Origin of the sequence: Amycolatopsis sp. MJM2582, assembly GCF_000754115.1 — a bacterium.
Taxonomy (GTDB): Bacteria; Actinomycetota; Actinomycetes; order Mycobacteriales; family Pseudonocardiaceae; genus Amycolatopsis; species Amycolatopsis japonica.
Genome location: NZ_JPLW01000003.1, coordinates 303468 through 329824, shown reverse-complemented (window position 1 = coordinate 329824; position 26357 = coordinate 303468). Strand labels below are relative to the sequence as shown.

Here is a 26357-nt window from a genome sequence, read left to right as displayed (position 1 = left end):
GTCGGTTCAGTCCCCACTGGAACGGTTTGGAGGCTTCACCGTGGTCATGCCGGGTCCCGATACCCGCGTCGTCGAAATACGCGTACCCGGGCTAGTGGGCACGAGCGGTGAAAGCCTGCTGGATTCGACGTCGGTGGTCGACGTCGCGGGCGACGGCGTCGGCAGGCTGATCCGGCCGTCGGACCGGCTGCGCCGTCCCGCTCCCGGTCCGGTGCTGCCCGCGCTCGGCCGTTCGATCCCGCGCATCCTCGAAGGCTACCTGTGGAGCGGCATGACCTCCGGTGGCGCGGCGAAGGCGACCTGGGCGCTGCTGTTCCCGTTCTCGCTGGCGAACGTCGCGCACTGGATGCTGCCGCCGGTCCCGGAGGGCAGGCGGTCCGCGGCACTGCTCGGCGGTGTCTGCCGGGGGCTGCTGCGGGTGGCCTCGCTGCTGCTGACGATGTTGCTGATCAGCCAGCTCGCGGTGGTCTCGCTCGACCTGTTCGCCGCGCAGTGCCTCGCGCCGGGTTCGACCTGTCTCGAAGGAGCGCCGTCGTTCCTGCGCGATTTCGCGCCGCTGCGCACGGCGATCGGCGTACTGCCGTTGCTGGCGCTGATCTTCTTGCTCGACCGGATCCCCTCGTCGGACTGGCGTTCACGGAACCGGGTGCATCGCGCCCGCAGTTCGAGCCCCCTGCAACCCCAGGATCTGCCGCGGACGCCGGGGCTGCGCACGCTGCACACCGTCGCCGCCTTGACCTGCGTCGCGCTTCCGCTGCTCGGCGGGCCGTTCCGGCTGCCGTCCGCGACCTTCGACCTGGTCGTCTGGATCTGCGCGCTGGCGCTCGTCCTCGCCGCGCTCGTGGCCTCGACGGTCGGCTTCTCGGCCGGCCCGGTGATCCGGGGTGGACTGATCGCGTTCGCCGTCGTGCTGGTCGGGATCGCCGTCGTGCGCCGGACGCCGCTGCCCGCGGGCCTGCCGGGCGGCGGGCTCGGCGGAGCGGACGGGACTGTCGAAGCACTGGGCGCGGCGATGGTCACGGTGACCGTGCTGTTCGCGCTGATCCTCATCCCGGCGGCCCTGCTCGGCCGATCGACCTGGAAACACCTGCCGCACCGGCTGCGGCCGTGGCTCGGCGGCTGGGCCGCGGCGCCGGTCGTCGCGCTGGCCGGGCTGCTCGGCGGCGGGTTCGGCGCGGGGCTCGCGGTCGCGCTGCGGCAGCTGGTCGGCGCGAGCGAACTCCGGCTGCCCGACACGTACTCCCTGGTGACCGTGCTGTGGGGTGCCGGTCTCGCGCTCGCCCTCGTGCTCGGCGTGCTGGGCTTCGCGGTCGCCGTCCCGTTGCGACGGCTGCGCCGGGGCATCCCGAAGATCGTCGCCCTCATGGAGATCAGCGAGGCGCAGGAAGAAGAGGCAGCCCGGGTATGGGCCCGCGCCTCGTGGGAACGCAAGCATCTGCACCATCTCGCGCTCACCGTGGCGCTCGCGATGGCGGCGGGCGGCGGCGTGCTCTTGGTGCTGCGCTTCGGTTTCGGTCCGCTGGGCGCCTGGTCCAAGCCGATCTCCGCGATCGGCGTGTTCGCGCTCGGCGCGATGGCGGCGGGGCTGCTGCGCGTCGTGTTCGCCGCCGCGACGACCCCCAAACGCAGCCGTCACCTCGGGGCACTGGCGGATCTCGTCTGCTTCTGGCCGCGTGCCGCCCATCCGACCGTGCCGCCGAGTTACGCGCTCCGGGTCGTCCCGGAGCTCGCGGACCGCGTCAAGGAACATCTGGCCGACCCCGGCACGCGGGTCGTGCTGTCCGGTTACAACCTCGGCAGCCTGCTGACCGTGCTCGCCGCCGCGCGCGTCATCGCCGACCTTCCGCCGGAGGACCGTGACCGCGTCGGGCTGCTGACCGCGGGCTCACCACTGCAATGGGGTTATCAGCGCGCGTTCCCCGCGATGCTGCCGCAGACGCAGCTGGCCGGGCTCTACGAAGGTCTCGACGGCCGCTGGCGCGCGCTGTGCCGCGGCACGGACATCTTCGGCGGCGGCGTCACGACGTGGCGGCATCGCGTGGTGGGCGGGAAACTGCTGGGCGACGGCTACCTGCCCGGTGGCGGCACCGGACCGCTGGCCGCCGAACCCGACGAGCAGGGTGTCCTCGTGCTCGGCGGCGATCACTGGCTGCCCGACCCGATGCGCGGGCCGACCGGACGGCACCGCTGGGCGCCCGGCGTTCTCAAGCACACGGACTACGTCGTCGACGCCGAATGGGACAACGCCGTCGCGATGGCCGCCGGTCTCGGCCGCCCTCGCCCGAAGAATCCTTGGGGCGAGCAGGGTTCGCTGTTCGGGGACTTCCCGCAGATGCGCTGAAGGCCCCCTTCGCGAGGAAGAGGGCCTTCAGGCGTCAGCTGGTTCAGTCGGTCTTGCCGCGGCGCACGCGCAGCAGGACCAGGACGCCGGCACCGGCCAGGACCAGCAGGCCACCGGCCCACAGCAACCAGGCGTTGTCGAAACCGGTGTCCGCGAGACCGCCACCGTTGCCGCCGTTACCGCCGACGTTCGGGGCGGGAACCGCGGTGCTCGACGGCGCGGAGGTCTCGGACGGCTTGTCCGTGGTGGTCGGCGCGCTCGTCGGCGGCTTGGCCGTCGTCGTCTTCGTCGGCTCGCTCGGCTTCGTGGGCTCCGACGGCTTGGTCTTCTTCTCGCCACAGGCGAACCAGTGGCTGATGTCGGCCTGCTGACCGCCGCCGTTCATCGGCGAACGCAGCTTCTCCCACGGCGGGGTCTGGCCGAGGCCGCGCTTGCCGGGCTCGTAGATGTTGTAGCCGTCGCCGCCCTTCACCACGATCGCGGTGACGGTGACGCCTTCACCGACCGCGGTGATGTTGAGGTACTTGTCCTTCTCCGTGCCACCGGTGAAGGTCAGGTCCTTCGTCGAGATCTCGGTGCCCGGCAGCTTCGCCTTCTCACAGGTGCTGACGTTCTTCGGGGTCGGGATGGCGCGGGGGTCGTCGGTGTGGCACGCGAGCGCGGTGCCCGTGACGCCGAGCAGGGCGGCCGTCGCCAGCGCGACGACGGTGGCGGCGGAGCGGACACGCCGCGCGGAAATGATCTGCATTCAGAGCTCTCCTGTACCGATCGGGGGACAACGAGCAAAGCGCGGTTGCCTCTTCTGAGGGACGAAGGTCAACTCGCGGTGCTTCTACACGAGTCCCGTTCACCCGACGGGGTGAGGCAAGAGCCCGGACGTTAGCGCACACCGATTTCACACCGGAATCGGGGCCCCCGACAAAACGGCCCACCATCCACAAAGGAATGGTGGGCCGTCGAAACGAGAATGATCAGTCCGAAACGGACGTCGGGACCTCGTCCTTCTTCTGCTTGCCGAGCAGCGAATGGCGGCGGCTGTAGACGAAGTAGATGAGGACACCCAGCACCATCCACGCGATGAACCGCAACCAGGTCAAAACGGTCAGGTTCAGCATCAGCCACAGGCAGGCGAGGATCGCCAGGATCGGGACCACCGGCACCCACGGCACCCGGAAGGCACGGGGCAGATCCGGTCGCGTCTTGCGCAGCACCATGACACCCGCGGAAACGAGGATGAAGGCGAACAGCGTGCCGACGTTGACCATCTCTTCCAGCTTGTCGGCCGGGAAGAAGGTGGCGGCGACGGCGACCAGTCCGCCGACGACGATGGTCGCCCGCTTCGGCGTGCCGTTCGCGCCGGTCTTCGCCAGGGAACGCGGCATGAGGCCGTCGCGCGACATCGCGAAGATGATCCGGATCTGGCCCAGCATCAGCACCATGACGACGGTCGTCAGACCGGCGAGGGCACCGACGGAGATGATGTTGGCCGCCCAGTCGACACCGTTGGCCGCGAACGCGGACGCGAGCGTCTTCTTGCCGCCGTCACCCGCCGAGGTGGCGAGTTCCTTGTAGTTGACCATGCCGACGACCACGAGCGACACGGCGACGTAGAGCACCGTGACGATGGCGAGCGAGCCGAAGATGCCGCGGGGCACGGCCTTCTGCGGGTTGCGGGTCTCCTCGGCGGTGGTCGCGACGATGTCGAAACCGATGAACGCGAAGAACACCAGCGAAGCCGCGGCCAGCAGACCGAAGACGCCGAACGAGCTACTGCTGCTGCCCGCGAAGACCGAGAACAGCGACTGGTCGACCCCGGTGGCCGACGATTCGGCGCCGGACTGGGCCTCCGGGATGAAGGGGCTGTAGTTGGAGCCCTTGATGTAGAAGATGCCGAGCACGATCACGAACAGCACCACCGCGACCTTGATCCCGGTGATCACCATCGAGAACCGCGAAGACAGCTTCGTGCCGAGGGCGAGCAGGGTCGCCAGCACCAGCACCACGACCAGGGCGCCCCAGTCGACGGGGACACCGCCGATCTCGAACGTCGTCTTCGTGCCCTTGCCGAAGATGTAGGAGAGCACGGTTTCGAGGTAGGCGGACCAGCCTTTCGACACCGCGGCCGCGCCGACCGCGAGTTCCAGGATGAGGTCCCAGCCGATGATCCACGCCATGAACTCGCCGAAGGTGGCGTAGGAGAACGTGTACGCACTCCCGGCCACCGGGACGGTCGACGCGAATTCCGCGTAACAGAGGGCCGCCAGCGCACAGGCGATGGCGGCGAAGACGAACGAAAGCGACACCGACGGGCCCGCGTAGTCGCCGGCCGTGCGCGCGGTGAGCGTGAAGATACCGGCACCGATGACGACGGCGACGCCGAAGACGGTCAGGTCCCACGCGCTCAGGTTCCGCCTGAGCTTCGTCCCCGGCTCGTCGGTGTCCGCGATGGACTGCTCGATGGATTTCGTACGCCACAGACCGTTTCCGGGCACCCTTGACCTCCTACACCTGACTGCGGTTCAACGGACCCTATCGCCCGGTCGTGACGGCAGCGCGGTGGGAGAGCAACGAAGTACGCGGAGGTCGTGGCGGTAATCGGCGGAGTACGGAGAGTTGCTCCGGATGGCGGTCGCGGCACCTTTTGGCCCAGATGTCATGAAAGGGCCGTTCAGGACGAAAAACGTCCTGAACGGCCCTTTCATGACATCCGTGAAGCGAGCGGAGACCGGCTCACGCCAGCGCGCGGTCCAGATCCGGCTCCAGGTAGATCAGCTTCGCCGTCGGCACCTTCGCCCGCACACGCGCTTCGGCGTCGTCGATGGCTTGCGCGATTTCCGCGGTCTCCAACCCCGGCACCAGCGCGAGCTTCGCGGCCACCAGCATCTCGTCCGGCCCGATGTACAGCGTCCGGATGTGGATGACCCGCTCGACCTTTCCGGCGGCGAGTTCGTCGACGATCACGTCGAGGTCGGTCTCGGAGGCGCCCTCGCCGATCAGCAGGCTCTTCATCTCGATGATCAGGATGATCGCGATGACGCCGAGCAGCAGGCCGATCGTCACGGTGCCGATGCCGTCCCACACCGGGTCCCCGGTGACGACGGAAAGCCCGACGCCCGCGAGCGCGAACACGAGGCCGAGCAGCGCGCCCGCGTCTTCGAGCAGCACCACCGGGAGTTCGGGGGTCTTGGCCTGGCGGATGAAGGCCCACCAGCCCACGTCGCCCTTGATCTTCTTCGACTCCTGGATCGCGGTGTAGAAGGAGTACGACTCCAGCCCGATCGCGACCACGAGGATGCCGACCGCCACCAGCGGCGAGGTCAGGTCCTCGGGATGCGAGATCTTGTGGATGCCCTCGTACAGCGCGAACACCGAGCCGAGGCTGAAGAGCATCAGCGCGACGATGAACGAGTAGAAGTACCGGTCCCGACCGAAGCCGAACGGGTGGGCGCGGGTCGCCTTGCGCTGCGAGGTCTTCTGACCGAGCAGCAGCAGGCCCTGGTTCGAGGTGTCCGCGAGCGAGTGCACGGACTCGGCCAGCATCGAGGACGACCCCGTGATGAGGAAGCCGGTGAACTTCGCGGCCGCGATTCCGGCGTTCGCCACGAGCGCGGCGATGATCGCCTTGGTTCCGCCACCTGCAGACACTTGCAACTCCCCAAATGGTGTCCCGATATGCCGGGTTCGAAGGCTAGCAGTGCAGATGAGCCGGTACGCGCCGGGCGGGACAGGTCACAGAATTGTCGGGGCCCCTCGCTAGTCTCGCCCCTCTCATGACCTGGGGAGGTGCCCGTGCCGCGATTCGGCGTGCTCGGACCGTTGACGATCGAGGATCCGCCCGGGCGGCGCACCACGCCGCGCGGCGATCATCAGCGTGCCCTCCTCGCCGTCCTGCTGCTGAACGCGAACTCGTCCGTCCCGGTCGACGCCCTGGTCGAGACGCTCTGGCCGGACACGCCGCCGAAGTCGTACTCCTCGAATCTGCACACGTACGTCTCCCGTCTGCGGGCCCGGTTCGCGGGGCTGGAGATCGAGCGGGATCCGCACGGCTACCGGCTGGTCGTCGCGCCCGCCGACCTCGATCTGTTGTCCTTCCGCGAAGCCGCCGCGGCGGGGAAGGCCGCGGCGCGGGCGGGCGATCCGGCGTCGGCCGCGGGGCATTACCGCCGGGCCCTGGCGGAATGGCGCGGGCCGGTCCTGTCCGGGCTGCACATCCCCCGGCTCGACGCCGACGTCGCCCGCCTCGAGTCGGAGCGCCTGGCCGCCTTCGAAGACTGTGTCGACGCCGAGCTGTCCGACGGCAGGCACGGCGAGCTCACCGGCGAGCTCCAGGCGATGATCACCGAACACCCGTTGCGCGAGCGGCTGGCCGCGCAGCTGATGATCGCGTTGCACCGCGCCGGACGGCAGGCCGATTCGCTGGCCGTCCACCGCGAACTGCGCGCCACCCTCGTCGAGGAGCTCGGTGTGGAGCCCGGCGCCGAGGTCCGCCGGGTGCACGCCGCCGTGCTGCGCGGTGAGGATCCGGTGCCCTCGGCGAAGGCCGCGCCGATCTTCCCGATCTGCCAGCTGCCGCCGGACATCGCGGATCTCGCGGGCCGCGAGAGTGAGATCGCGAAGCTCTCCGGGCTGCTCGGCGACGGCACGGGAGTCCCGGTCGCGGTGGTCACCGGCGAGCCGGGCGCGGGCAAGTCCACACTCGCGGTCGCCACCGCGCACAGGCTCCGCCGGTCCTTTCCGGACGGACAGCTGTTCGTCCCGCTGGCCGGCGCCTCCGACCCTCGCGACCTCTCCGACGTCCTCGGCGACCTGTTGCGCGCGCTCGGCGTCACCGGGCCCGCCATCCCGGACGACGTCGAAGCCAGGGCGGCGGTCTATCGAGGCCGTCTCGCCGATCGCCGGATCCTCGTGGTGCTCGACGACGCCGCCAGCCCCGAGCAGGTCCGCTCGCTGCTGCCGGGCACGCCGGGCACCGCCGTCCTGATCACCAGCAGACGACGGCTTTCCGGGCTCGCCGGGGCGGATCGTCTCCCCCTCGCGCCCCTGTCCGGCGCCGAGGCGATGACGCTGCTCGCCCGCCTCGCCGGGCCGGATCGCGTGGGCGCCGAACGCGCGGACGCGGAACGGATCGCCAAGGCCTGCGGCAATCTCCCGCTGGCGTTGCGGATCGCGGGCAGCAGGCTCGCGATGCGGCCGGGCCTGCCGCTGGGGAAGCTCGCCGGACGACTCGAGGACGAGGTCTCGCGCCTCGACGAGCTCCAGGTCAGCGATCTCCAGGTCCGCGGCAGTATCGCGTTGAGCTATCAGGCGCTCAGCCCGGCGGCTCGGCGCGCGTTCCGGCTGATCGGCCGCTGCCGCACCCTCGACCTGCCCGCGTGGGCGGTGACGACGCTCATCGATGACGAAGGCGCCGACGAGGCCATCGACGAACTCGTCGAGGCCAGCCTGCTCGAAGCCACCGGCCTCGATCCGACGGGCGAGCAGCGGTTCCGCGTGCACGACCTCGTCCGCGTGTTCGCCACGGAACTCGGCCGGGAGCAGGAAACCCGCGCCGAGCGGGTGGCCACCGTCGCGAAGGTGTCGGACGCGGCGCTGTGCCTCGCCGACACGGCGGCCCGCCGCCTGCCGAGGACGGTGCCGATGCCCTTGTCGGATCACGACGTCCCCGCGCAGCCGCTGGAGGCCGAGCTGGTCGAGCGGTTGCTGCGTGATCCCGGCACCTGGTTCTCCGTGGAGCGGGCGAACCTGGTCTCCGCCGTCTCGTCGCTGTGCGCCGTGGGATGGCGACGGAAAGCGTTGCTGGTACTGGAAAGACTGAGCGCGTACCTGTACTTGCACAGTCATTACGCAGACATGCGGACGTCGTACGAGACGTTGCGCGACGCCGCCCGCGAGGCGGACGACCGGCACATCGCCGTCATCGCGGACGCGAATTTGGCGGTACTGCTGCATGTTCGCGGCGAGTACGAACGCGCGGCCGAGGGTTATCGCGCGTGCTCGAAGGACTTGGCGGAGCTGGGCGACCTCGCCACCCGGGCGTGGGTGGAGACCAATCTGGCACATTGCCTGGTCGGGCTCGGCCGGGCCGGGGAATCGCTGCACGCCGCCACCCAGGCCCGCGAAATGTCCACTGTGGAGGATTCCGGGACCCACGCGAGACGAGCGGAATCCGCCGCCCTGCACCGGCTGGGCAAGATCTCCGAAGCGCTGGAGATCGATCGCCGGATCCTCGCCCAGGCGCGGGAATCCGCCGACGACCGGCAGCTCGGCGTTGCCCTGCAAGGGCTTTCGTGGTCGCTGATGCTCGACGGCCGCCAGGAGGAGGCCCTGGCGACGATCGAGGAATCGGTCCGCGTCCTTCGCCGGACGACGGCGAAATCGGCGCTCGCGAAGTCTTTGCGCACCCAGGGCGCGATCCTCGCCGGCGCCGGGCGGCGCGGCGGCGCGGTGAAGGCCTACGAGAACGCGCGGCGCCTGGCCGGAGCGCTCGAAGAACGGCCGCGAGAGCTTTCCTGCACCCGCGCGATCGCGGCGAGCTGGATCGGCGACGGCCGGGCCGACCGCGCGATCCCCGTTCTGCACCGATGTCTCGACGAATTCCGCGCCATGGGCGGGAAACCGGCGACCGGCCTCACCCTGCACGTGCTGCGCAGGGCGTACGAGGCCGTCGGGGAAACAGAAGCGGCCGAGGCGGCGGGTGAAGAGGCGAAGCGATTGGAAGTCCCCCACGACGCCAACGCTTCGACCCTCGTCCGGTTGCTGTTGTCGCTCACCGAACCCGCCCCGGCCTGACCGAGTGGTGCCCGACCCCTCAGACGGGCACCACCCGGAAGTCACCTGCACTTCACCAGGCGGCGTGCCGTGGTTCCCGCCGTCCGGCGGAGAACCAGGCCAGCGTGATCGCCAGCACGCCGTTGGCCACGGCGTCCCACACCGGCGGCGAGGCTGCCCCGAGCCGTGAGACGGCGAACATGTTGATCAGTCCGGCGACGGTCAGCATCACGCGGACGGGCTGGGTGCCCGTCACCACCAGCGCGGCGGTCAGCAGCACCTGCGCGCCGAGCGAGACGAGCACGACCAGCGGGAGGTTCAGCCTGCTCTCCGCGCCCGCCGCGAGCACCTGCAGGCCGCTCCCCGCGGCCTTGACCGACTCGATCGCGTCACCGGCGAGCCCCGCCATCGCCTGCGCCGAGCCGACCAGTTCCTGGCCGCTCGGTACCGGGAGGACCAGGTCGACGACCGGGACGAGCGCGGTGACGACGGCGAATCCGAGCGCGGCGAGCAGGACGGTGGGGCGCACCGGAACCGGCGCCCGGAATGCACGTCCGCTCGCCGCGCCGGGATGGGAAGTCACTGCTGTCGCTCCTTGGCTATCGATGTCCGGGACGAGCCGACGCCAAGCGCCGGGTCACCCCTTCGGTCGATAGTCGCGGAAGCCGCCACACGGAACGCACACACTTCGGCCAAGCCCGCGTTTCGTCCTCTGAATGCGGTCCTTGCGCGCGCAAGGACCGCATTCAGAGGACGAAACGCGGGAGGTGGATCAGCAGGTGCCGGCGGTGGCGCGGAACACCTGGGTGCGTTCACCGGACAGCGGCCGCACGCGGACCGCCGGATCGGCGGCCGGGAGCCACACCGACTGGCCGCGGCGGAGTTCGACCTGCTCGCCGTCGTCGGCCGTCACCAGCAGGCCACCGGCGGTGCACAGCAGGATCTGCGGGCCGACGTCGTGGACGGCGACCTCGCCGTCGTCCCCGGCCTCCCATTCGATCCGCGAGAGCTCGAACTCCGGCGCGTCGGTGCGGTACACCGACAGCCGCTCCTCGCGCTCTCCGCTCTGGACCGGCATCTCCCCGCACGCGAAGTCGACGACGCGCAGCAGCTCCGGCACGTCGACGTGCTTCGGGGTCAGCCCGCAGCGCAGGATGTTGTCCGAGTTCGCCAGGATCTCGACGGCGGTGCCGTGCAGGTACAGGTGCAGGTTGCCGGCGGGCAGGTAGATCGCCTCGCCCGCGCTGAGGGTGAGGCGGTTGAGCAGCAGCGCCGCGAGCACCCCCGCGTCGCGCGGATGCGCTTCGCCGAGTTCCAGGATGGTCCGGCATTCGACGTCGAACTCGCCGCGTTCCTGGACGTGCTTCACACACGAATCGAGGACCTCGGGCAGCAGTTCGTCGAGCGCGGCCTGCGGCAGCGTGATCCACGTGGTGAACAGCGCGCGCAGCCCGGCCGGATCCGGCTGGGCCTCCAGCAGCACCGCGTACTTCGCCAGCCCGGGCGTCTCGATCGCCTTCAGCAGCGCGATCGTCCGTTCCGGGTCGCGGAAGCCCGCGAGCGCGTGGAACTCCGTCAGCGCGCAGACCAGTTCCGGTTTGGCCGTCGGGTCAGGGTAGTTGCGGTTCGAGGCGTCGCGCGGGATGCCCGCCGACTCCTCGCGCGCGTACCCCTCCGCCGCCTGCGCGGCCGACGGGTGCGCCTGCATCGAAAGCGGCTCTTCGGCGGCGAGGATCTTCAGCAGGAACGGCAGCCTGCCGCCCCAGCGGCCGGCGCAGGTCGTGCCGAGCTGGCCGACGGGATCGGCTTCGACGAGCTCCAGCAGGCTCCGCTCGGTGCCGTCCGGGCCGATGACGTGGGACGGGTCGCCGGGGTGGGCGCCCATCCACAGTTCCGCCTCCGGATGCGGCGCCGGCACCGGACGCCCCAGCAGCTCGGGGATCGTCGTTCTGGACCCCCACGCGTAGGGCCGCACGGCATTGCGCAGCAGCTCCACTGTCACCTCAACTCCTCGCCGGGCACGGGTGGTGCCGGCCCTCATTGCTTACGTCGCGCTCGGGACTCACGCCGTTGCAGGCGTGTACCTCCCGGCGCCGCCGATGCTGCCGACGGCCAGCCCCAGGTAGACCGCGGCCAGCTCGAAACGCAGGGCGAGAACGGCCGCACGCACGATCTCGTCCGTTTCGATCTCTTCGGCCGGGGCGATCACGTCGCCGCCGGGCAGCAGGTCTTCCGCCTGATAGCGGGCCGCCTCCGCGGCGGGCCCGGTCCGGACCGAGAGGAGCAGCACCCTCGGCGTCGCGCCTGCCCCCTCCTCAGGGTCCGCGAAGATATCGCGATCCACGCCGCCGGACAACGCCGCCCGCCGCAAAGCGGGCCTGGCCAGTGCCTGGCGGTAGTCCTCCACGTCACAGACGACGGCGGCGTGCGCGGCGAACGCGTGGGCCGCGTGCTCGCCGACGGCGACCGCGACCGGGTCCAGCCCCCACAGCAGCGGCTGGCGCTCGGCCAGCTTCAGCGCCATCGCCTTGGCCGGGTTCGCGAACGACTCCCTGGCCAGGTAGTCCTTCTCGGCTTCCGCGTCGAGATGGTCCGCGAGCTGTTCCAGGTCGGCCACCAGCAGACCGAGGGCGTTCGCGGTGAGCAGGGCCGCGGCGAGCCCGCGCGGAAAGGCCATTTCCGGCGGAACCGGCAGCCTGGGCGCGAGCAGCAGTCCCTTGCCCGCGACGGAGGCCGCGACCGGGCCTTCGGCGGGCGCGGACAGCACGACGGTCGCGCCGAAGCGGGCGGCGCGTTCCAGTGACGCGGCCAGCTCGCGATCGCCGGCGTCGTCGGTGTGCGCGAAGACCACGTCGAGCGCGCCGATCCAGCTCGGCACCACCTCGGCGACGACCACCGGCACCGGGCACGACGGGGTCAGGAGCGCGGCGACCAGCCGGGTCAGCGTCCGGCTGACCCCCGGCCGGTCGATCAGCACGAGCGAGCGCGGGCGCCCGACGTCCAGGCGATCGCTCAGCTCGAGTTCGGCCGCGGTTTCGGCGGTCGCCCGGACCTGGGCGCCCGCCATCGCGGCGGCACGGAGAAGCCCCGCGGTGTCGGCCTCGGCCAGCCTCGCGGGGTCGTCGAGCAGGGAATCGTCAGGGACCGTCGGCATGGGCGCCATCCGGGGTCGTCGGCTCGGTGGCTTCGTCCAGCAACAGTACCGGGATTCCATCACGGACCGGATACACGCGACCGCATTCCGTGCAGGTCAGCGAATCGGCGTCCGGATCGGCCGGCGTCCCCGGCCGCAGCGGCGCGTGATCGGGGGACGGGCAGGCCAGGATCTCCAGCAACTGTGCGTCGAACGTGACGGCCATGGTTACTCCCTACCTGTGGGACATCTCTATGTGTGTTTTCACGACACATTCGTTACCCACGGACTATCGCCAATACGTCTTCGGTCAGCGCCCGGACGGCCTCGGCGTCGGCGGCCTCGACGTTCAGGCGGAGCAGCGGCTCGGTGTTGGACGGGCGCAGGTTGAACCAGCCACCGCCGGGGAGCTGCACGGTGAGCCCGTCCAGTTCGTCGATCTCGACGCCGTCACGCGCGCCGAAGGCGTCCTTGACCGCGAGCATGCGGGCGACCTGGTCGTCGACGGTCGAGTTGATCTCGCCGGAGGCCGCGTAGCGCGAGTACTCCGCCGTCAGCTCGGACAGCGGGCCCGCCTGCTCGCCGAGGGCGGCGAGGACGTGCAGCGCGGCCAGCATGCCGGTGTCGGCGCGCCAGAAGTCGCGGAAGTAGTAGTGCGCGGAGTGCTCGCCGCCGAAGATCGCGCCGGTCTTGGCCATCTCGGCCTTGATGAACGAGTGCCCGACCCGGGTGCGCACCGGCTTGCCGCCGTGCTCGGCGACGATCTCCGGGACGCCCTTCGACGTGATCAGGTTGTGGATGATGGTGCCGCCCGGCTCCTTCTCCAGCTCACGGACGGCGACCAGGGCGGTGATGGCGCTCGGCGAGACGGGCTCGCCGCGCTCGTCGACGACGAAGCAACGGTCGGCGTCGCCGTCGAAGGCGAGACCCGCGTCGGCGCCTTCCTCGCGCACCTTCGCCTGGAGGTCGACGATGTTCTTCGGGTCGAGCGGGTTCGCCTCGTGGTTCGGGAAGTTGCCGTCGAGTTCGAAGTACATCGGGACGACCTCGATGGGCAGGCCCGCGAAGACCGTGGGGACGGTGTAGCCGCCCATGCCGTTGCCGGCGTCGACGACGACCTTCAGCGGACGGCTGCCCGAGAGGTCGACGAGCTTGCGCAGGTACGCCGCGTAGTCCGCGAGGACGTCCTTCTCGGTCACCGAGCCGCGCTGGCCCGCGAAGGCGGGCACGCCCTGCTCGACGGTGTCGCGGATCTCCGCGAGACCCGAGTCCTGGCCGACGGGGGCGGCGCCGGAGCGGCACAGCTTGATGCCGTTGTACTTCGCCGGGTTGTGGCTGGCGGTGAACATGGCGCCGGGCAGGTTGAGCGAACCGGACGCGAAGTACAGCTGGTCGGTGCTGGCGAGGCCGATCGACACGACGTCGAGGCCCTGCGAGGTCACGCCGTCGGCGAAGGCGGCGGCGAGCTCGGGCGAGGAGTCGCGCATGTCGTGGCCGATCACCACGGAGTCGGACTCCGGCTTGATCAACAGGGCGAACGCCGATCCGAGGTCGCGGACGAGTGCCGCGTCCAGCTGCTCACCGACCACGCCGCGAATGTCGTAGGCCTTCACGATGCCCGAAAGGTCTGGCACGCCTGCTCCCCGCCAATAGTCTCGTTACAACGCCCTCTGGCGCGCTCGAAAGCCTACCGGCGAGCCCTCGCGTCAGGCGCGGCCGGGCAGGACGCGCAGGTGGCCGCGCCTGCCCGAGGGTCCCTCGGGTTCGGGCTCGGGTGCGGGCTTGTCGGAGCGGCCGGCTTCGCGCACGGCCTCGGCCAGCGCGGTCAGCTCGTCGGCGGAGGGGTCCGGGGCGGCGAAGGCGCCTTCGTGCCGGACGACTTCCCAGCCCTTGGGCACGGTCAGCCGGAGGGCGTGTGCCTCGCAGAGGTCATAGGAGTGCGGCTCGCTCGCGGTGGCCAGTGGACCCACTACGGCCGTCGAATCGCTGTAGGCATACGTGAGCGTGGCGACAGCGGGTTCGAGACAACCCGTTCGCGAACACTTTCGTACGCTCCGCACGATCGAGAACGATAGCGCGTCGCGAGCCCGGCGTACCGGCGACACGCGCTTTGAATCGCCGAGCGCGTACCCTTCGGTTCGTGGCGACGGCTCGTGATTCCCGACAGCGACGGCGGATGCGACGGGACCGGCACGGCCGGGGCCTGCGCGGAGCGCTGTATCCGTCGACCCTTCCCGCCGCCGCTAGCAGGGCGGAAAGGTTCGACGCGCTGGTTTTGGACGCGCTCGAACCGATCGAAGCGCGGTGGCGGCACGAGCTGACGAAGCTCGACGTCGCCGTCGACGACGTCCCCGAAGTTCGCTCGGATGGCGCACCGTCCGGAGTCGACGGCGTGCTGCACGACGGCGCCGTCCCGCTCTCGCGGCTCGTGCCCGCCGGCGTCGACCGCGCCGGCCTCCCGACGCGGGCCCGCATCGTCCTCTACCGCCGCCCCCTCGAAGCGCGCGCGAAGGACCCCGGCGAACTCGCGGAACTCGTCCACGACGTCCTCGTGGAGCAGGTGGCGGGCTACCTGGGCGTCGAACCCGACGTCATCGAAGGCGACTGACCCCTCGCCACTCCGTACCCAGCCCCCGCCCTTCCCCGGGGGGCGTCCCCAGCCCAGTGTATCGCCGCCCACCGACGGGACCTGCGGAAACGGCGGCGGAGGGCGGAGTTGTCCACAAGGGGAAGGGGCTGTGGATAACTCGCTTGGGGCTGGGCGAGCGGGGTGGCTCAAGGGTTCCCAATGCCCTTGCCCTCCCAGATCGTGTGCGAAAGCCACTTTCAGGACATCTGACGTCCCGAAAGTGGCTTTCGCGCTACCTCTCGATGCGGCACAGGTCCTATGAGGGCTGAAGGGGCCCTTCACCGCATGCCATGCAGCGAAGGGAGCTTTCACCACGTCACATGCGACGAAAGGCCCCAAAGCGAACCCCGGAGTCGCCCCCAATGTGACATTGGGGTCACCGAGCGTCCCCAATGCCACATTGGGGGCGCCCCGCCGCAGGAAAGGGAGCCGTGAAGGCCTCTTGAGGGACGCTCAACGTCTCAAAGGAGGCCTTCAGGACACCCGCAGGCTCAAGAAGGACGCCGCCGCGTAGGAACAGCCGTCAGCAGCGTGAACAGCACCGCCGCCACCTGCGCCAGCAGCAACAGGTTCCGCGTCGTCCCCTGATGCTCCACCACGACCTCCGAAGGCGTGGCCGGCACCGAGACCGCCACCTGATGCCCCCAAGCCCGCACGATCGGCACGGCCTTCCCGTCCACGCTCGCCTGCCAGCCCGCCTCGAACTCCGCGGCCAGCACGAGCAGCCGCCCGGTCGGACCTTCCGAGACGCGCACCCGCACGTCCGGCAGCCCGGCCTGCACCGGCGCGACGCCGGGTGACGCTCCCGGCGCGCCCTTCCCGGTCACGGCCGCCTGAGCCAGTTCCGGCGAGATCAGCGCCACCTGCCCGCCGGCGGGCAGCAACCGCAGCACCGGACGCCCGTCCGAGGTCGGCGCGGCCAAAACCACCAGGTCGCGCGCGAGTTCGACGAAGGCGCCACCATCCGCGCCGCTCGGCAGCACGACATACGACACCCCTGAGGCCAAAGCGGCCGCGAAGGCCTGCTTCACCGCATCCGGCGAGCCTTGCAGGAGGTCCCGGCGCCACGAAGCCAGCCGATCGGCGCTGCCCGGCGTCGGCGCGAACTCGTCGTCGCCGAAACTCGGCAACCGACCGCCGGTCTGCCGGGCGACGTCACCGATCACCAGCACCGAGCGGCCACTCGCAGCCAGTTCCGCCGAGATCTCCGGTGCCAGCGAGGGACGCTCGCCCGCCCGCAGGGGCCCTTCCCGTCCGGCGACGACCGCGCCGGTCGCCAGCGCCAGCAGCACGAGCACCCCCGCCACGGCCGTGACCTTCGCCAGCCACGGCGCGGGCTCGACCCCGGATCCGCCCCGCTGCCAGGTCGCCAGCACCGTCCACAACAGACCCGCGCCGATCACCAGCAGCGGCACGCCGGCGTACCCGGTCGCGTGCGCGCCGCCCGACATCGGCGTCACCGCCACGAAGCGCACCGCGACGAGCCCGAGCGCGCCTAGCACGACGACCGCCACACCGGCGCCCGCGCTCTTCGTCGGCCGCACCACCAGCGCGACGATCGCGGCCGCGACCAGCGCCACGCCGATCGGCCAGGCGCCGGGGCCGCCCGGGTCCAGCCCGGCGAGATCGGCGCCGGACGCGGCCGTGGCGCCACCGCCGAGCCCGTGCAGCAGCAGTTCCGGATGCCGCAGCAGCACACTCGGCCACGGCAGCAACAACGCCAGCGGCAGGAACACCACGATGCCGACCGACGCGATCCGCCGCGCGAGCCCGGTCGGCGAAGGCAGCACCACGAACCCGATCACCAGCCCGACCAGCGCCAGCGCGTGCGCCAACGGGGAGAAAGCGCCGATCAGCGCCAGCCCGATCGCGCTCAGCGCGGAAACGTGCAGCCAGCGCGAGTCCGCGCGGACCAGCAGCCCCACGATCCCCGCGATCACCAAAGGCAGCAGCAGATGCACGACGACGACGTCGAGCCGCCCCTGCGCGACCGACGCCGTGGCCGCGGGAAGCACGCCGTACGCCGCCGCCGCGACGGCACGCACCCAGCGACGCACGCGAAGATGCCGAGTGGCCACGTACGCGCTCAGGGCGGCGAGTGGGATGTCGCCGATCAGCAGGATCGCGACGAGCGCCGCGGGACCGCCGATCGGTGTGAAGATCGCGCCGATCGTGCCCAGCACCGGCAGCGTCGCGGGCGCGGGGCTCGCCGTCCCGCCGGCGATCGCGTGCCACGGCGCGAGATACGACGACCAGATCTCGCCGAGCCCGCCGACCGGCAGCAGTTTCCCGCCGAAGAGATCGAGCCCGAGCCGGGATCCGTTGACCACGAACGCGAGCGCCGTCAGCACGACGAGCACGATCACCGGCGGCGCGAACACGGTCGCGCCGAGCACCCGCTTCCGGTCGACCTCCACGAAGACGAGTTCCGGTTCCGGCCGCGGCCCGCCGTCTCGCGGCACCGGCGACGGCTTCGGCCCCTCCGTCGCGGGCTTTTCGGGAACCGCGACCGCGACGACCGCGCTGGGCCGTCGAAGGCCCGTCCCCCGCGAGCCGACGCCGCGCATCGCGCCCGCGGGCAGCGCGCCGGGACCGACCGGCCGATCTTGCCCGGCCTTCAACGCCTCCGGCGGGATCCAGGCGCCTTCCTGATCCACGCCCTCCGGCACCGTCCCGAGGGCGAAATCCCGTTCCACGCCACGCCGTACGAGGCCGACGACACCGGCGCGCACGGCGTTGCGCACCCGCGTCATCCGTCCGGTGAACAAACCGCCGACCTTGCCGGGCCGACCGGTCTTCCGGCGTTCCGCGCGGGCGGCGCGCAGTCCGGCGCGACCGCGCAACAGGTGCCAGGTGGCCGCGAGTTCCGCGCCCGCCTCGCCGGTGCGCCGCAGCAGCAGGAACGCGAGCGCCCGCAACACCGCGAAGACCGGAATTCGAAAAAGGCCGAACCAAAAGGACAGTGGCGGGCAATTGACGAGGAACACCCGGAGCCCGTGCGCGCGGTTCGCCGTCGCGAGGGAAAGGCCGAGGGCGTCGGGTTCGCGCTGCCCGGTGCTGAGCGCGCGGGCGTGCCGCAGCCGGGCCGACGGCACGGAAAGCACGCGGCCGCCCGCGGCGTTGGCCCGCCAGCCGAAGTCGAGATCCTCGCGCAGCAACGGAAACCCGGGGTCGTAGCCACCGAGGTCGTGCCAGACTTCCCGGCGCACCAGTGATCCCGCGCTCGGCACGGCGAGGACGGCGGTGTCGTTCTCATCCGGTGAGATCTGCTGCCGATGGCCGATGGCGTCGGTCGACAGACCGGCTTCGACGATCAGGCGCGGGTCGCTCCAGTCGACCGCGAGCGGGCCGAGCACCGTCGCCGCGGGCTCGTTTTCGGCCGCTGCCAACAGGTTTTCGAGACAGCCGGGTTCCGGCGCGCAGTCGTCGTGCAGCAGCCAGAGCCAACCGCCGGGGTCGCCCCAGCGTTCGACGGCGTGCTCGACGGCCTCGCCGACGGCGGCACCGAAGCCGACTTCACCGGAAAGTGTGAGAATCCCGTCCAAGACCGGCGCATCGCCGTCGGCGGCCGCGTCGGCGAGGATCTTCGCGGTCCCGTCGGTGGATCCGGTGTCGACGGCGAGCACGTGCCGCGGCCGGACACCGCTGCGCCGCAGCGCGGAAAGCGCCAGTGGCAACCAGTTCTCGCCGTTGTGACAGACCACAATGGCCAGAACGGGGGCCGTGCGCGGCACAGATGACGCGGCAGTGCGAGACAACGGGCACTCCAGATGTGGCGGCGAAGTCGAGTGCCGCCACCCTACGACGCGACCCTGTCACCCGTTGGTGGCCCCACGATATGGAAGCGAACGGAAGCGATCTCCGGTGCCCGAGGCCGCCGGAGATCGCCGTCACACAGCTCGCTTTTTCAGTTTCCTACGCTCACGTTCGGAGAGCCCGCCCCAAATACCGAACCGCTCGTCATGCGCGAGGGCGTACTCGAGGCACTCGTCCTTGACCTCGCAACCGAGGCAGATCCGCTTGGCTTCACGGGTGGAGCCGCCCTTCTCGGGGAAGAACGCCTCCGGGTCCGTCTGCGCGCAGAGGGCCCGTTCCTGCCAGTCCTGCTCTTCCGCGGAGGCATCGTCGAAAAGCTCGGTGAGATCGCCCAGTTGCTGCTCCGGGACCTCACCCCAACCCACGACTTGCCCCCATTCCCTTCCATCTGCTTCCAACCGCACGTCCGCCTCCTCGCTGTCCACGCACTCCCCAGGCTGGCGGTGTTGAAACACCATCCGCCGCCCCCTTCCAGCGACGAATGACATCACTGTGATTACACCCGTGTAGTGCGGTCAGGTCAAGCGGAGTAGCGAGTTCGGGGGATACTCACGCCTCATCGCGCAAGGGGACACGCCGACAACTTCACATCGGGCATACGGAAGACTGGAGGGGTGCAGAGATCAGCAGTGCGGCCAAGCCCGATCTTCCTCGGCATCCTCGCGGTCACCGTCCTGGGCGGTGTGCTGGCGGCTTTCGGTGACACGACGACGATTTCCAGCCAGAAGTACGACCCGCTCATCATCACCGGCGTCGTACTGCTCGTCGCGGGCGGCTGGGTCGCGTCACTGACGCTGCACGAGTTCGGTCACGCGATCGTGGCGTTCCGCGGCGGCGACCACAGCGTCGCCCACAAGGGTTACCTGTCCATGGACGTCCGGAAATACACGGATCCGGCACTGTCCATCATCCTGCCGTTGGTATTCCTCTTCATCGGCGGCATCCCGCTGCCGGGTGGCGCGGTGTGGATCGAACACGGGCGCCTGCGGTCGCGCGGGGTCCAGTCGTGGGTGTCGCTCGCCGGCCCGCTGAGCAACCTCGGCGTCGGTGTCCTGCTGACCCTCGTCGTCGCGCTCGTGCCGATGTCGTCCGGTCTCGTGATCGGGCTTTCGTTCCTGGCACTGCTTCAGATCGTCACGTTCATCTTGAACATCCTGCCGATCCCCGGTCTCGACGGCTGGGGCGCGATCGAGCCGTATCTCTCGCCCGGCGCGCGGGAATTCGGCGCGAAGGCCCGGCCGTGGGCGCCGATCGCGTTGTTCGCCGTGCTGTTCCTCGTGGACGGTGCGAGCAGGCTCCTGTGGCAGGGGTCCTTCGCGATCTTCGACGCCGTCGGCGGGTTCAAGCTCGCGGCCATGTACGGCCAGGACGCGTTCATGTTCTGGAAGTGAGCTCGCCGTCCGGGTGTGCGGTGAACCATTCGTGCGCCCGCTTCCAGACGCGTTTGAGGCCGGACCGCTCGCCGAGGTAGTCGCCCGCCATGCCGACCACCGGCAGCTTCCCGAGCGCACGGTGGAAAAGGCGGCCGCGGGGCCGCTTCTCGAGTTCGTCGACGATGGCCAGCAGTCCCCGGCCGAGCCGCCAGAGCGTGCCCGCGGCGGCCTTCAAGGTGATCTTGCCGTGCTTCTTCTTCGCGTCGTCGAGTTCTTCGGTGAGCTTCGCCGCTTCGTCGTCTTCGGCGGCCTTGTCGTGTTCGGCGTGCTTGCCCGCGGCGATCACCGGATCGATGTCGCGTTCGAACAGCACCCACGCGATCAGCCGGACGCGGGCGCCGACGTCGGTCACGCCGTACTCCCCCGCGATCGCGCACAGCAGCACCCCCTGTGCCGCCGAGCCGAGCGCGTCCTGCACGGGCAGCCGGTCGGCGAGCGCGCCGCCGAGACCGGGGATCGCGGTGATCAGCGCGGTGAACCGGCCGACCCGGTTCACCCACCAGTCGGTCCGCTGGTAGTTCGACATCTCGGCCCACGCCGCGGTGCCGGGCACCTTGACCGAGGTGATCCCGTTGAGCAGCTTGTCCTTCAGCCCGGGTTCGACGCCGTCCAGATCCTCGTGGCGACGGCCTCTGGCCTGCAGCCCGAACGGATCCGCGTCCCGCAGCGCGTCGACCATCGGCCCGCAGGCGCGGACGAACGGCCGCAGCACCGCCACGACCTGGCGGTCCGAAATCGCTTCACCCACCGCTGACTCCCTTCGCGACCTTCGGCGCGGCGCCCAGGCCTCCGCCCAGCGCCAGCGCTCCCGGCAGCGCCCCGCCGCCGATCAGCAGCAGCGCCCGCCAGTCCTGTATCAGCACCAGATCACCGCCGGGGCCCGCCATGCCCATCCCGAGTACGACGAGTACCCAGACGAGCAGCGGAATCACCGAAAAGGTGGGCCGGACCACTTTGGCGGTCGTCCGCACCAGCAGCGGGGTCGTGATCACCGCGAGCACCGCGGTCACCGGGACGGGCGCGTCCCCGAGCTTCGGCAGCACGATCCCGTCGAGGCGGAGCGGCAGGAAGAACAGTTCGAGCAGGCCGAGCAGGAACGCGTCGAACGTCAGCAGGGCGAGCAGCAGCCGCTGCCGTGACGTGAGCGGCGCGCTCACTTCGCGAGCCCTCCGAACAGATCGGCCGCGGCGCCTTCGGCGGGCCCGTGGGCGAGCACGAAGTACTCGTCCGGGGTGATCGGCTGCGCGACGTCGTTGCTCAGCGCGAAGTGGTCGGCGAGATGCGGCGGGGCGGGCACGCTGACCTGGGTCTCGTGCGCCCGCAGCGCGGCCGCCTTCGCCGGGATGTACGCGGCGACGTCCAGGACGGTCGTGATGGTCTCGTCCGGGGTCACCGGCAGTTCGCCGTCTTCGGGGACCCGGAACGACGACCGGCCGCGCAGCGCGGCGAGCCCTGCCGTGACGGCGTCACGGGAAGAAACGGTGTGGAACACCCGCTCGACCGACGCGGCCTTCGGCGCCGCGGCCATCGTGACCTCGTGCGCGCGGATGTGGTCGGGATGCCCGTAACCACCGAAGGCGTCATAGGTGACGACGACCTGGGGCCGGACCTCGTCGAGGATCTCGGCGAGCTGAGCGGCCTGCTCGCCGAGGTCGCCGCCGGAGAACGCGCGCGGATGGGCCGCGGACGGCGTCCCGGCCATCCCGGAGTCACGCCAGCGACCGATGCCGCCGAGATACCGGTGCCGGGTGACGCCCAGCGCCGCGCAGGCCGACGCCAGCTCGCCCGCGCGGTAGCCGCCGAGCTGATCGGAAGCCCACGAACCGAGCCCGTCGAGGGAGGGCGGGATGATCTCGCCTTCCTCACCGAGAGTGCACGTGACGACGGTCACTTCGGCGCCCTCGGCGGCGTAACGCGCGATGGTGCCACCGGTGGTGATGCTTTCGTCGTCCGGATGGGCGTGCACCAGGAGCAATTTGGGCCGGTCGGAGATCACGGCTTGAAGACTAATTCGAACACGGCGCGCTTTCCTTTATAGGGTGTCGGGAACGGAAGCCGGAGAGGACCGACCTTAGTCGGGCGACTCTCGGTTATCCTCGCGCGAGTCACGGGCACTGCGTCGTGACCATATGTACCCCCACGAAGGGCATCTTGGTGAGCACTGAAGCAGCATCGTCGGACCTCGGCGGCGTGTCGGGTTCGGTTCTGTCCATCTCCGACCTGAGCGTCTCGTTCCCGACCGACGACGGCGTGGTCGACGCCGTCAAGGGCATCGGTTTCGACGTCAAGCCGGGTGAGATCGTCGCCGTCGTCGGCGAGTCCGGTTCCGGCAAGTCGGTGACCTCGATGTCGGTGCTCGGGCTGCTCCCGAAGACGAGCCGGATCGCCGGCGAGCTCCGCCTCGGCGAGCGCAACCTCGCCGACCTCAAGGAGAAGGAACTCCAGAAGATCCGCGGCAACCAGGTCGCGATGATCTTCCAGGAGCCGATGACCGCGCTGAACCCGGTCTACACCGTCGGCTGGCAGCTGCGCGAAGCCCTCCGCTCGCACCAGGACATCTCGAAGGAAGCCGCCGACAAGCGCGCCATCGAGCTGCTGGAGATGGTCGGCATCCCGAACCCGCCGCTGCGCTTCAAGCAGTACCCCCACCAGCTCTCGGGCGGTCTGCGCCAGCGCGTCGTCATCGCGATGGCGATCTCGTGCGACCCGAAGGTCATCATCGCCGACGAGCCGACCACCGCGCTCGACGTCACCGTGCAGGCGGAGATCCTCGGCCTGCTGCGCAAGCTGCGCGACACCCTGAACACCGCGATCGTGCTGATCACGCACGACATGGGCGTCGTCGCCGACCTCGCCGACCGCGTGGTCGTGATGTACCAGGGCAACATCGTCGAGCAGGCGCCGGTGCGCGAGCTGTTCGCGTCGCCGTCGGAGGAGTACACCCGCAAGCTGCTCGCCGCGGTGCCCGTGCTCGGCCAGCGCCCCGAGGGCCGCCGCCTGCTCGACGACGAAGGCATCTCCGCCGACAGCGACGAGGCCACGAAGATCGCCGAGGAGATCCGGCTGGAGGACTCCGAGCTCGCCGCGGTGATCGAGGAGAACGCGCCCGCGCTCGAGATCAAGAACCTCGTGCTGGAGTACCCCGGCCGCCGCGGCCAGGCGAAGAACCGCGCGGTGGACGACGTCTCGCTGAGCATCGCCAAGGGCGAGATCGTCGGCCTGGTCGGCGAATCCGGCTCCGGCAAGTCGACCGTCGGCCGCTGCGCGATCCGCCTGCTGACCCCGACCGCGGGCAGCGTGTCGATCGCGGGCAAGGACATCACTAACATGTCGAACAAGGAGCTGCGCCCGCTGCGCCGCTACTTCTCGATCGTGTTCCAGGACCCGGCGTCCACACTGGACCCGAAGATGACCATCGGCGAATCGATCGCCGAGCCGATGGTGCTGCACAAGTTCCTGCAGGGCAAGGCCCTGAACGAGCGTGTGGCGTCCCTTTTGGACAAGGTCGAGCTCGGCGGCCACTACCGCAACCGGTACCCGCACGAGCTGTCCGGCGGCCAGCGCCAGCGCGTCGCCATCGCGCGGGCGCTCGCGCTCGACCCGGCGCTGCTGATCGCGGACGAGCCGACCTCGGCGCTCGACGTGTCGGTGCAGGCCCGCGTGCTGGACCTGTTCCTGGACCTGCAGCGCTCGCTGCAGTTCGCCTGCCTGTTCATCAGCCACGACCTGGCGGTCGTCGACCTGCTGGCCGACCGCGTCGCGGTGATGCAGCACGGCAAGCTGGTCGAGGTCGGCACGCGTGACCAGGTGCTGCACTCGCCGCGCGAGGAGTACACCCGTCGTCTGCTGTCGGCCGCCCCGGTCGCGGACCCGGTGCTGCAGGCCGAGCGGCGTGCGGCCTGGGAGGCGGGCAAGCTGGCCCCGGTGGCCGACTGACGCTTACGTGAAGGCCCCCTTCGCCGCGCTGGACGCGGTGGAGGGGGCCTTTGTGTATCTGGACGTCACTCGCGTGTCTGGAGCCGTGTCACGCGTGATTGGAGCCGTATCTCGCGTGTCCCGAAACGCGTGAAGGCCCCCTTCCCGCGGCTGAGCCGAGGGAAGGGGGCCTTCACGCGCTAAAGGGGTCTTACGCCTTCATCTTGCGCTGCCGCGGGTCGAAAGCGTCCCGCAGGCCGTCACCGATGAAGTTGATCGTCAGCGAGATCAGCACCAGCACGATGAACGGGCCGAAGAACAGCGCCGGCCGCGCCTGCAGCTGTGCGTAGTTCTCGAGGATGACGCGGCCGAGCGAGGTGTCCGGCAGCTGCACCCCGAGCCCGATGAAGGACAGGGCCGCCTCGATCAGCACGGCCTGCGCGATCGCGAGGGTCGCGTTGACCGTGATGAGGCCGACCATGTTCGGCACCAGGTGCTTGAACACGATGTGGAACGTCCCGGCACCGGACGCGCGGGCGGCGTCCACGAACTCCGCTGGGACAGCGACATCGACTCCGCCCTGGCGATACGGGCGATCGGCATCCAGCCGAAGGCCGCCAGCACCATCGCGACGATGTACCAGCTACCACCGCCGAACACCTTCGCCAGGATGGCGGCCGCGGCGATCTGCGGGACGATCAGGAACAGGTCCGTCACGCGGGAGATCGCCGAGTCGGTGAAGCCGCGCAGATACCCCGCCATGGCACCGAAAACGGTACCGATGGTGGTGGCGACGAGCGACACGATGAGCGCGATCAGCAGCGAGTACTGGGTGCCGCGCAGGATCTGCGACACCATTTCCTTGCCGACCTGCGTCGTCCCGAGCGGATATTCCGCACTGGGCTTGGCGAAGGACGGGAAGGAGCTGTCCTCGTAGCTGTGCGGCCAGAAGATCGGCATGATGATGACCGTCAGCACGAGCAGCAGCAGGACGCCGGTGCAGATCATGGCCAGCTTGTGCCGCAGGAACTTGCGCAGGACCAGCTTGCCCTGACTCTGGGGCTCGGGCAGCGCCTCTTCCGGGAGCGTGCCGTCGGCGGACTTGGAGCCTTCCGCCGCGATAAGGGAGTTCAAGTCAGCCAACGCGAATCCTCGGGTCCAGGATGCCGTACATCAGGTCGGCGATCAGGTTGGCGATGATGATGCTGCTGGCGATGAGTACCAGCCACCCCATCATCACCTGCGTATCGCTCTTGGTCACGGCTTCGACGAGCAGCTTGCCCATGCCATTCCAGTTGAACACCGTCTCGGTGATGATCGCGCCCGAGAGCACGGCACCGAAGTTGACGGAGAACAGCGTGGTCACCGGGATGAGCGCGTTCCGGAAGGCGTGGCGGAAGATGACCCGGCCGTTGGCGAGTCCCTTCGCACGCGCGGTCCGCACGTAGTCCGCGTTCAGCGTCTCCAGCATCGAAGCGCGCTGGAACCGGCTGTAGGCGGCGAAGCTGATGGCCATGATGGACAGTGTCGGCAACAGATAGGCGCCGACGTAACTGGCCAGGAATCCGCCTGGACCGTCGAAATTCAGCGATTCCGGACTCGTGGTGCGGATCCAGGGATTGCCGAGCACGTCGGACAGTCCCAGGTCGCGCACCCAGCCGTTGAACTCGATCGCGTACCGCTTGAGCACGATGGCGACACAGAAGATCGGCATCGAGAACAGCAGGAAGGCCAGCGTGGTGGCGATGTAGTCGATGATCGAGTACTGCTTGACCGCCGCGACCACACCGACGAGGACGCCGAGGATGAGCGCGAGGATCTCGGCTCCGACCACGAGCTTCAAGGTGACCTCGAACGCGGCCATGACCTTCGGGAACACCGGGGCCTGCGCGTTGCCCTGTGCGATGGACACGCCCCAGTCGCCGGTGACGAAGTTGCCGAGCCATGTGAAGTACCGGGGCACGATGCTCTGGTCCAGCCCGAGCTGCGAGGCCATCTGCGCGATGGCTTCCTTGCTCATCGCCGGGTTGCTCTTCATCTCGGCGAGCGGGTCACCGGTGCCGGCGACCATGACGAAACACAGGAAAGTCCCGACCAACAGGACGGGAATCGATATCGCCAGACGGCGAAGAATGTAGATCACCAGGTTCAACGAACTGCTCCTCATCCGGGCCTGGTCGCCGAAGTGCTGGACCGCTGCCCGGTTGTCCACCGTAGTGGCGGTAACCCTACGGTCAACAGCTACTTCCGGCGGGTACGGGGGCCCGGCTTGTGGCCGGGCCCCCGTACCACCAGGATCGCGTAAGCGAGTGGTGAAAAAGC

General features: G+C 70.0%; 20 protein-coding genes and 1 pseudogene. 5 read left to right on the top strand and 16 right to left on the bottom strand.

All coding sequences use genetic code 11. From position 1 onward, the window contains the following. The first annotated feature begins 46 nt into the window (after positions 1 to 46). Positions 47 to 2341, top strand: coding sequence for a hypothetical protein (locus tag ED92_RS20280; protein ID WP_052120843.1), 2295 nt, complete (start codon positions 47 to 49; stop codon positions 2339 to 2341). Between the two features lie 43 nt (positions 2342 to 2384). Here ED92_RS20280 and ED92_RS20275 read toward each other — a convergent pair whose 3' ends face one another. The 3 genes from ED92_RS20275 to ED92_RS20265 form a co-directional block, all read right to left on the bottom strand. After that, positions 2385 to 3089, bottom strand: a complete 705-nt coding sequence (locus tag ED92_RS20275; RefSeq protein ID WP_052120760.1) for an LPXTG cell wall anchor domain-containing protein — start codon at positions 3087 to 3089, stop codon at positions 2385 to 2387. A 223-nt stretch (positions 3090 to 3312) separates the two neighbouring features. After that, complete coding sequence (locus ED92_RS20270; RefSeq protein WP_037340988.1) at positions 3313 to 4833, bottom strand: amino acid permease; 1521 nt, start codon at positions 4831 to 4833, stop codon at positions 3313 to 3315. Positions 4834 to 5071: 238 nt separating this feature from the next. Then, a complete protein-coding gene (locus ED92_RS20265; RefSeq protein WP_037340985.1) occupies positions 5072 to 5986 on the bottom strand; it encodes a cation diffusion facilitator family transporter in 915 nt (304 codons plus the stop codon). Between the two features lie 144 nt (positions 5987 to 6130). Between ED92_RS20265 and ED92_RS20260 the strand changes: the two genes are divergently transcribed. Beyond that, positions 6131 to 9130, top strand: a complete 3000-nt coding sequence (locus ED92_RS20260) for a BTAD domain-containing putative transcriptional regulator (RefSeq protein WP_037340983.1) — start codon at positions 6131 to 6133, stop codon at positions 9128 to 9130. A gap of 52 nt (positions 9131 to 9182) precedes the next feature. On the opposite strand, the gene ED92_RS20255 is transcribed toward ED92_RS20260, so the two are convergent. From ED92_RS20255 to ED92_RS20230, 6 genes are all read right to left on the bottom strand, one after another. Next, positions 9183 to 9692: a hypothetical protein gene (locus tag ED92_RS20255; protein ID WP_037340982.1), complete on the bottom strand. Its 510-nt coding sequence runs from the start codon at positions 9690 to 9692 to the stop codon at positions 9183 to 9185. A gap of 189 nt (positions 9693 to 9881) precedes the next feature. Continuing rightward, positions 9882 to 11105, bottom strand: a complete 1224-nt coding sequence (manA, locus tag ED92_RS20250; protein ID WP_016337106.1) for a mannose-6-phosphate isomerase, class I — start codon at positions 11103 to 11105, stop codon at positions 9882 to 9884. A 66-nt stretch (positions 11106 to 11171) separates the two neighbouring features. Next, positions 11172 to 12263, bottom strand: coding sequence for a hypothetical protein (locus tag ED92_RS20245; RefSeq protein WP_037340981.1), 1092 nt, complete (start codon positions 12261 to 12263; stop codon positions 11172 to 11174). Further along, positions 12247 to 12468: a Trm112 family protein gene (locus ED92_RS20240; protein ID WP_037340979.1), complete on the bottom strand. Its 222-nt coding sequence runs from the start codon at positions 12466 to 12468 to the stop codon at positions 12247 to 12249. Before ED92_RS20240 ends, ED92_RS20245 begins: the two co-directional genes overlap by 17 nt. A 52-nt stretch (positions 12469 to 12520) precedes the next feature. Further along, positions 12521 to 13876: a phosphomannomutase/phosphoglucomutase gene (locus ED92_RS20235; RefSeq protein ID WP_037340978.1), complete on the bottom strand. Its 1356-nt coding sequence runs from the start codon at positions 13874 to 13876 to the stop codon at positions 12521 to 12523. 72 nt (positions 13877 to 13948) lie between these two features. Next, entirely contained in the window at positions 13949 to 14302 is a 354-nt protein-coding gene (locus ED92_RS20230; RefSeq protein WP_073848429.1) for a DUF3499 domain-containing protein, read from the bottom strand. A 116-nt stretch (positions 14303 to 14418) separates the two neighbouring features. Between ED92_RS20230 and ED92_RS20225 the strand changes: the two genes are divergently transcribed. Then, a complete protein-coding gene (locus ED92_RS20225) occupies positions 14419 to 14850 on the top strand; it encodes a metallopeptidase family protein (RefSeq protein ID WP_037340970.1) in 432 nt (143 codons plus the stop codon). A gap of 512 nt (positions 14851 to 15362) precedes the next feature. Here ED92_RS20225 and ED92_RS20220 read toward each other — a convergent pair. Both ED92_RS20220 and ED92_RS20215 read right to left on the bottom strand, forming a co-directional pair. Further along, positions 15363 to 18629, bottom strand: coding sequence for a glycosyltransferase family 2 protein (locus tag ED92_RS20220; protein ID WP_037340968.1), 3267 nt, complete (start codon positions 18627 to 18629; stop codon positions 15363 to 15365). A gap of 132 nt (positions 18630 to 18761) precedes the next feature. Then, complete coding sequence (locus ED92_RS20215) at positions 18762 to 19145, bottom strand: WhiB family transcriptional regulator (RefSeq protein ID WP_007028952.1); 384 nt, start codon at positions 19143 to 19145, stop codon at positions 18762 to 18764. Between the two features lie 171 nt (positions 19146 to 19316). Here ED92_RS20215 and ED92_RS20210 point away from each other — a divergent pair, with 171 nt between their 5' ends. After that, the gene (locus ED92_RS20210) at positions 19317 to 20078 is read left to right on the top strand and encodes a site-2 protease family protein (RefSeq protein WP_037340966.1); all 762 of its coding nucleotides are present in this window, start codon (positions 19317 to 19319) and stop codon (positions 20076 to 20078) included. Here ED92_RS20210 and ED92_RS20205 read toward each other — a convergent pair. The 3 genes from ED92_RS20205 to mshB are packed head-to-tail and all read right to left on the bottom strand — an operon-like array spanning position 20062 to position 22116. Beyond that, a complete protein-coding gene (locus tag ED92_RS20205) occupies positions 20062 to 20868 on the bottom strand; it encodes a hypothetical protein (protein ID WP_037340963.1) in 807 nt (268 codons plus the stop codon). The genes ED92_RS20210 and ED92_RS20205 overlap by 17 nt on opposite strands. After that, the gene (locus tag ED92_RS20200; protein WP_037340960.1) at positions 20861 to 21277 is read right to left on the bottom strand and encodes a hypothetical protein; all 417 of its coding nucleotides are present in this window, start codon (positions 21275 to 21277) and stop codon (positions 20861 to 20863) included. Before ED92_RS20200 ends, ED92_RS20205 begins: the two co-directional genes overlap by 8 nt. After that, complete coding sequence (gene mshB, locus ED92_RS20195; RefSeq protein WP_037340958.1) at positions 21274 to 22116, bottom strand: N-acetyl-1-D-myo-inositol-2-amino-2-deoxy-alpha-D-glucopyranoside deacetylase; 843 nt, start codon at positions 22114 to 22116, stop codon at positions 21274 to 21276. The genes ED92_RS20200 and mshB overlap by 4 nt, the downstream gene beginning before the upstream one ends. A 158-nt stretch (positions 22117 to 22274) precedes the next feature. On the opposite strand from mshB, the gene ED92_RS20190 reads away from it, so the two are divergent. Further along, entirely contained in the window at positions 22275 to 24056 is a 1782-nt protein-coding gene (locus ED92_RS20190; RefSeq protein ID WP_052120758.1) for an ABC transporter ATP-binding protein, read from the top strand. A gap of 190 nt (positions 24057 to 24246) precedes the next feature. On the opposite strand, the pseudogene ED92_RS20185 reads toward ED92_RS20190, so the two are convergent. Further along, positions 24247 to 25178: pseudogene (locus tag ED92_RS20185) on the bottom strand (ABC transporter permease). Next, a complete protein-coding gene (locus ED92_RS20180; protein WP_037342474.1) occupies positions 25171 to 26187 on the bottom strand; it encodes an ABC transporter permease in 1017 nt (338 codons plus the stop codon). Before ED92_RS20180 ends, ED92_RS20185 begins: the two are co-directional and overlap by 8 nt. Positions 26188 to 26357: the final 170 nt, after the last annotated feature.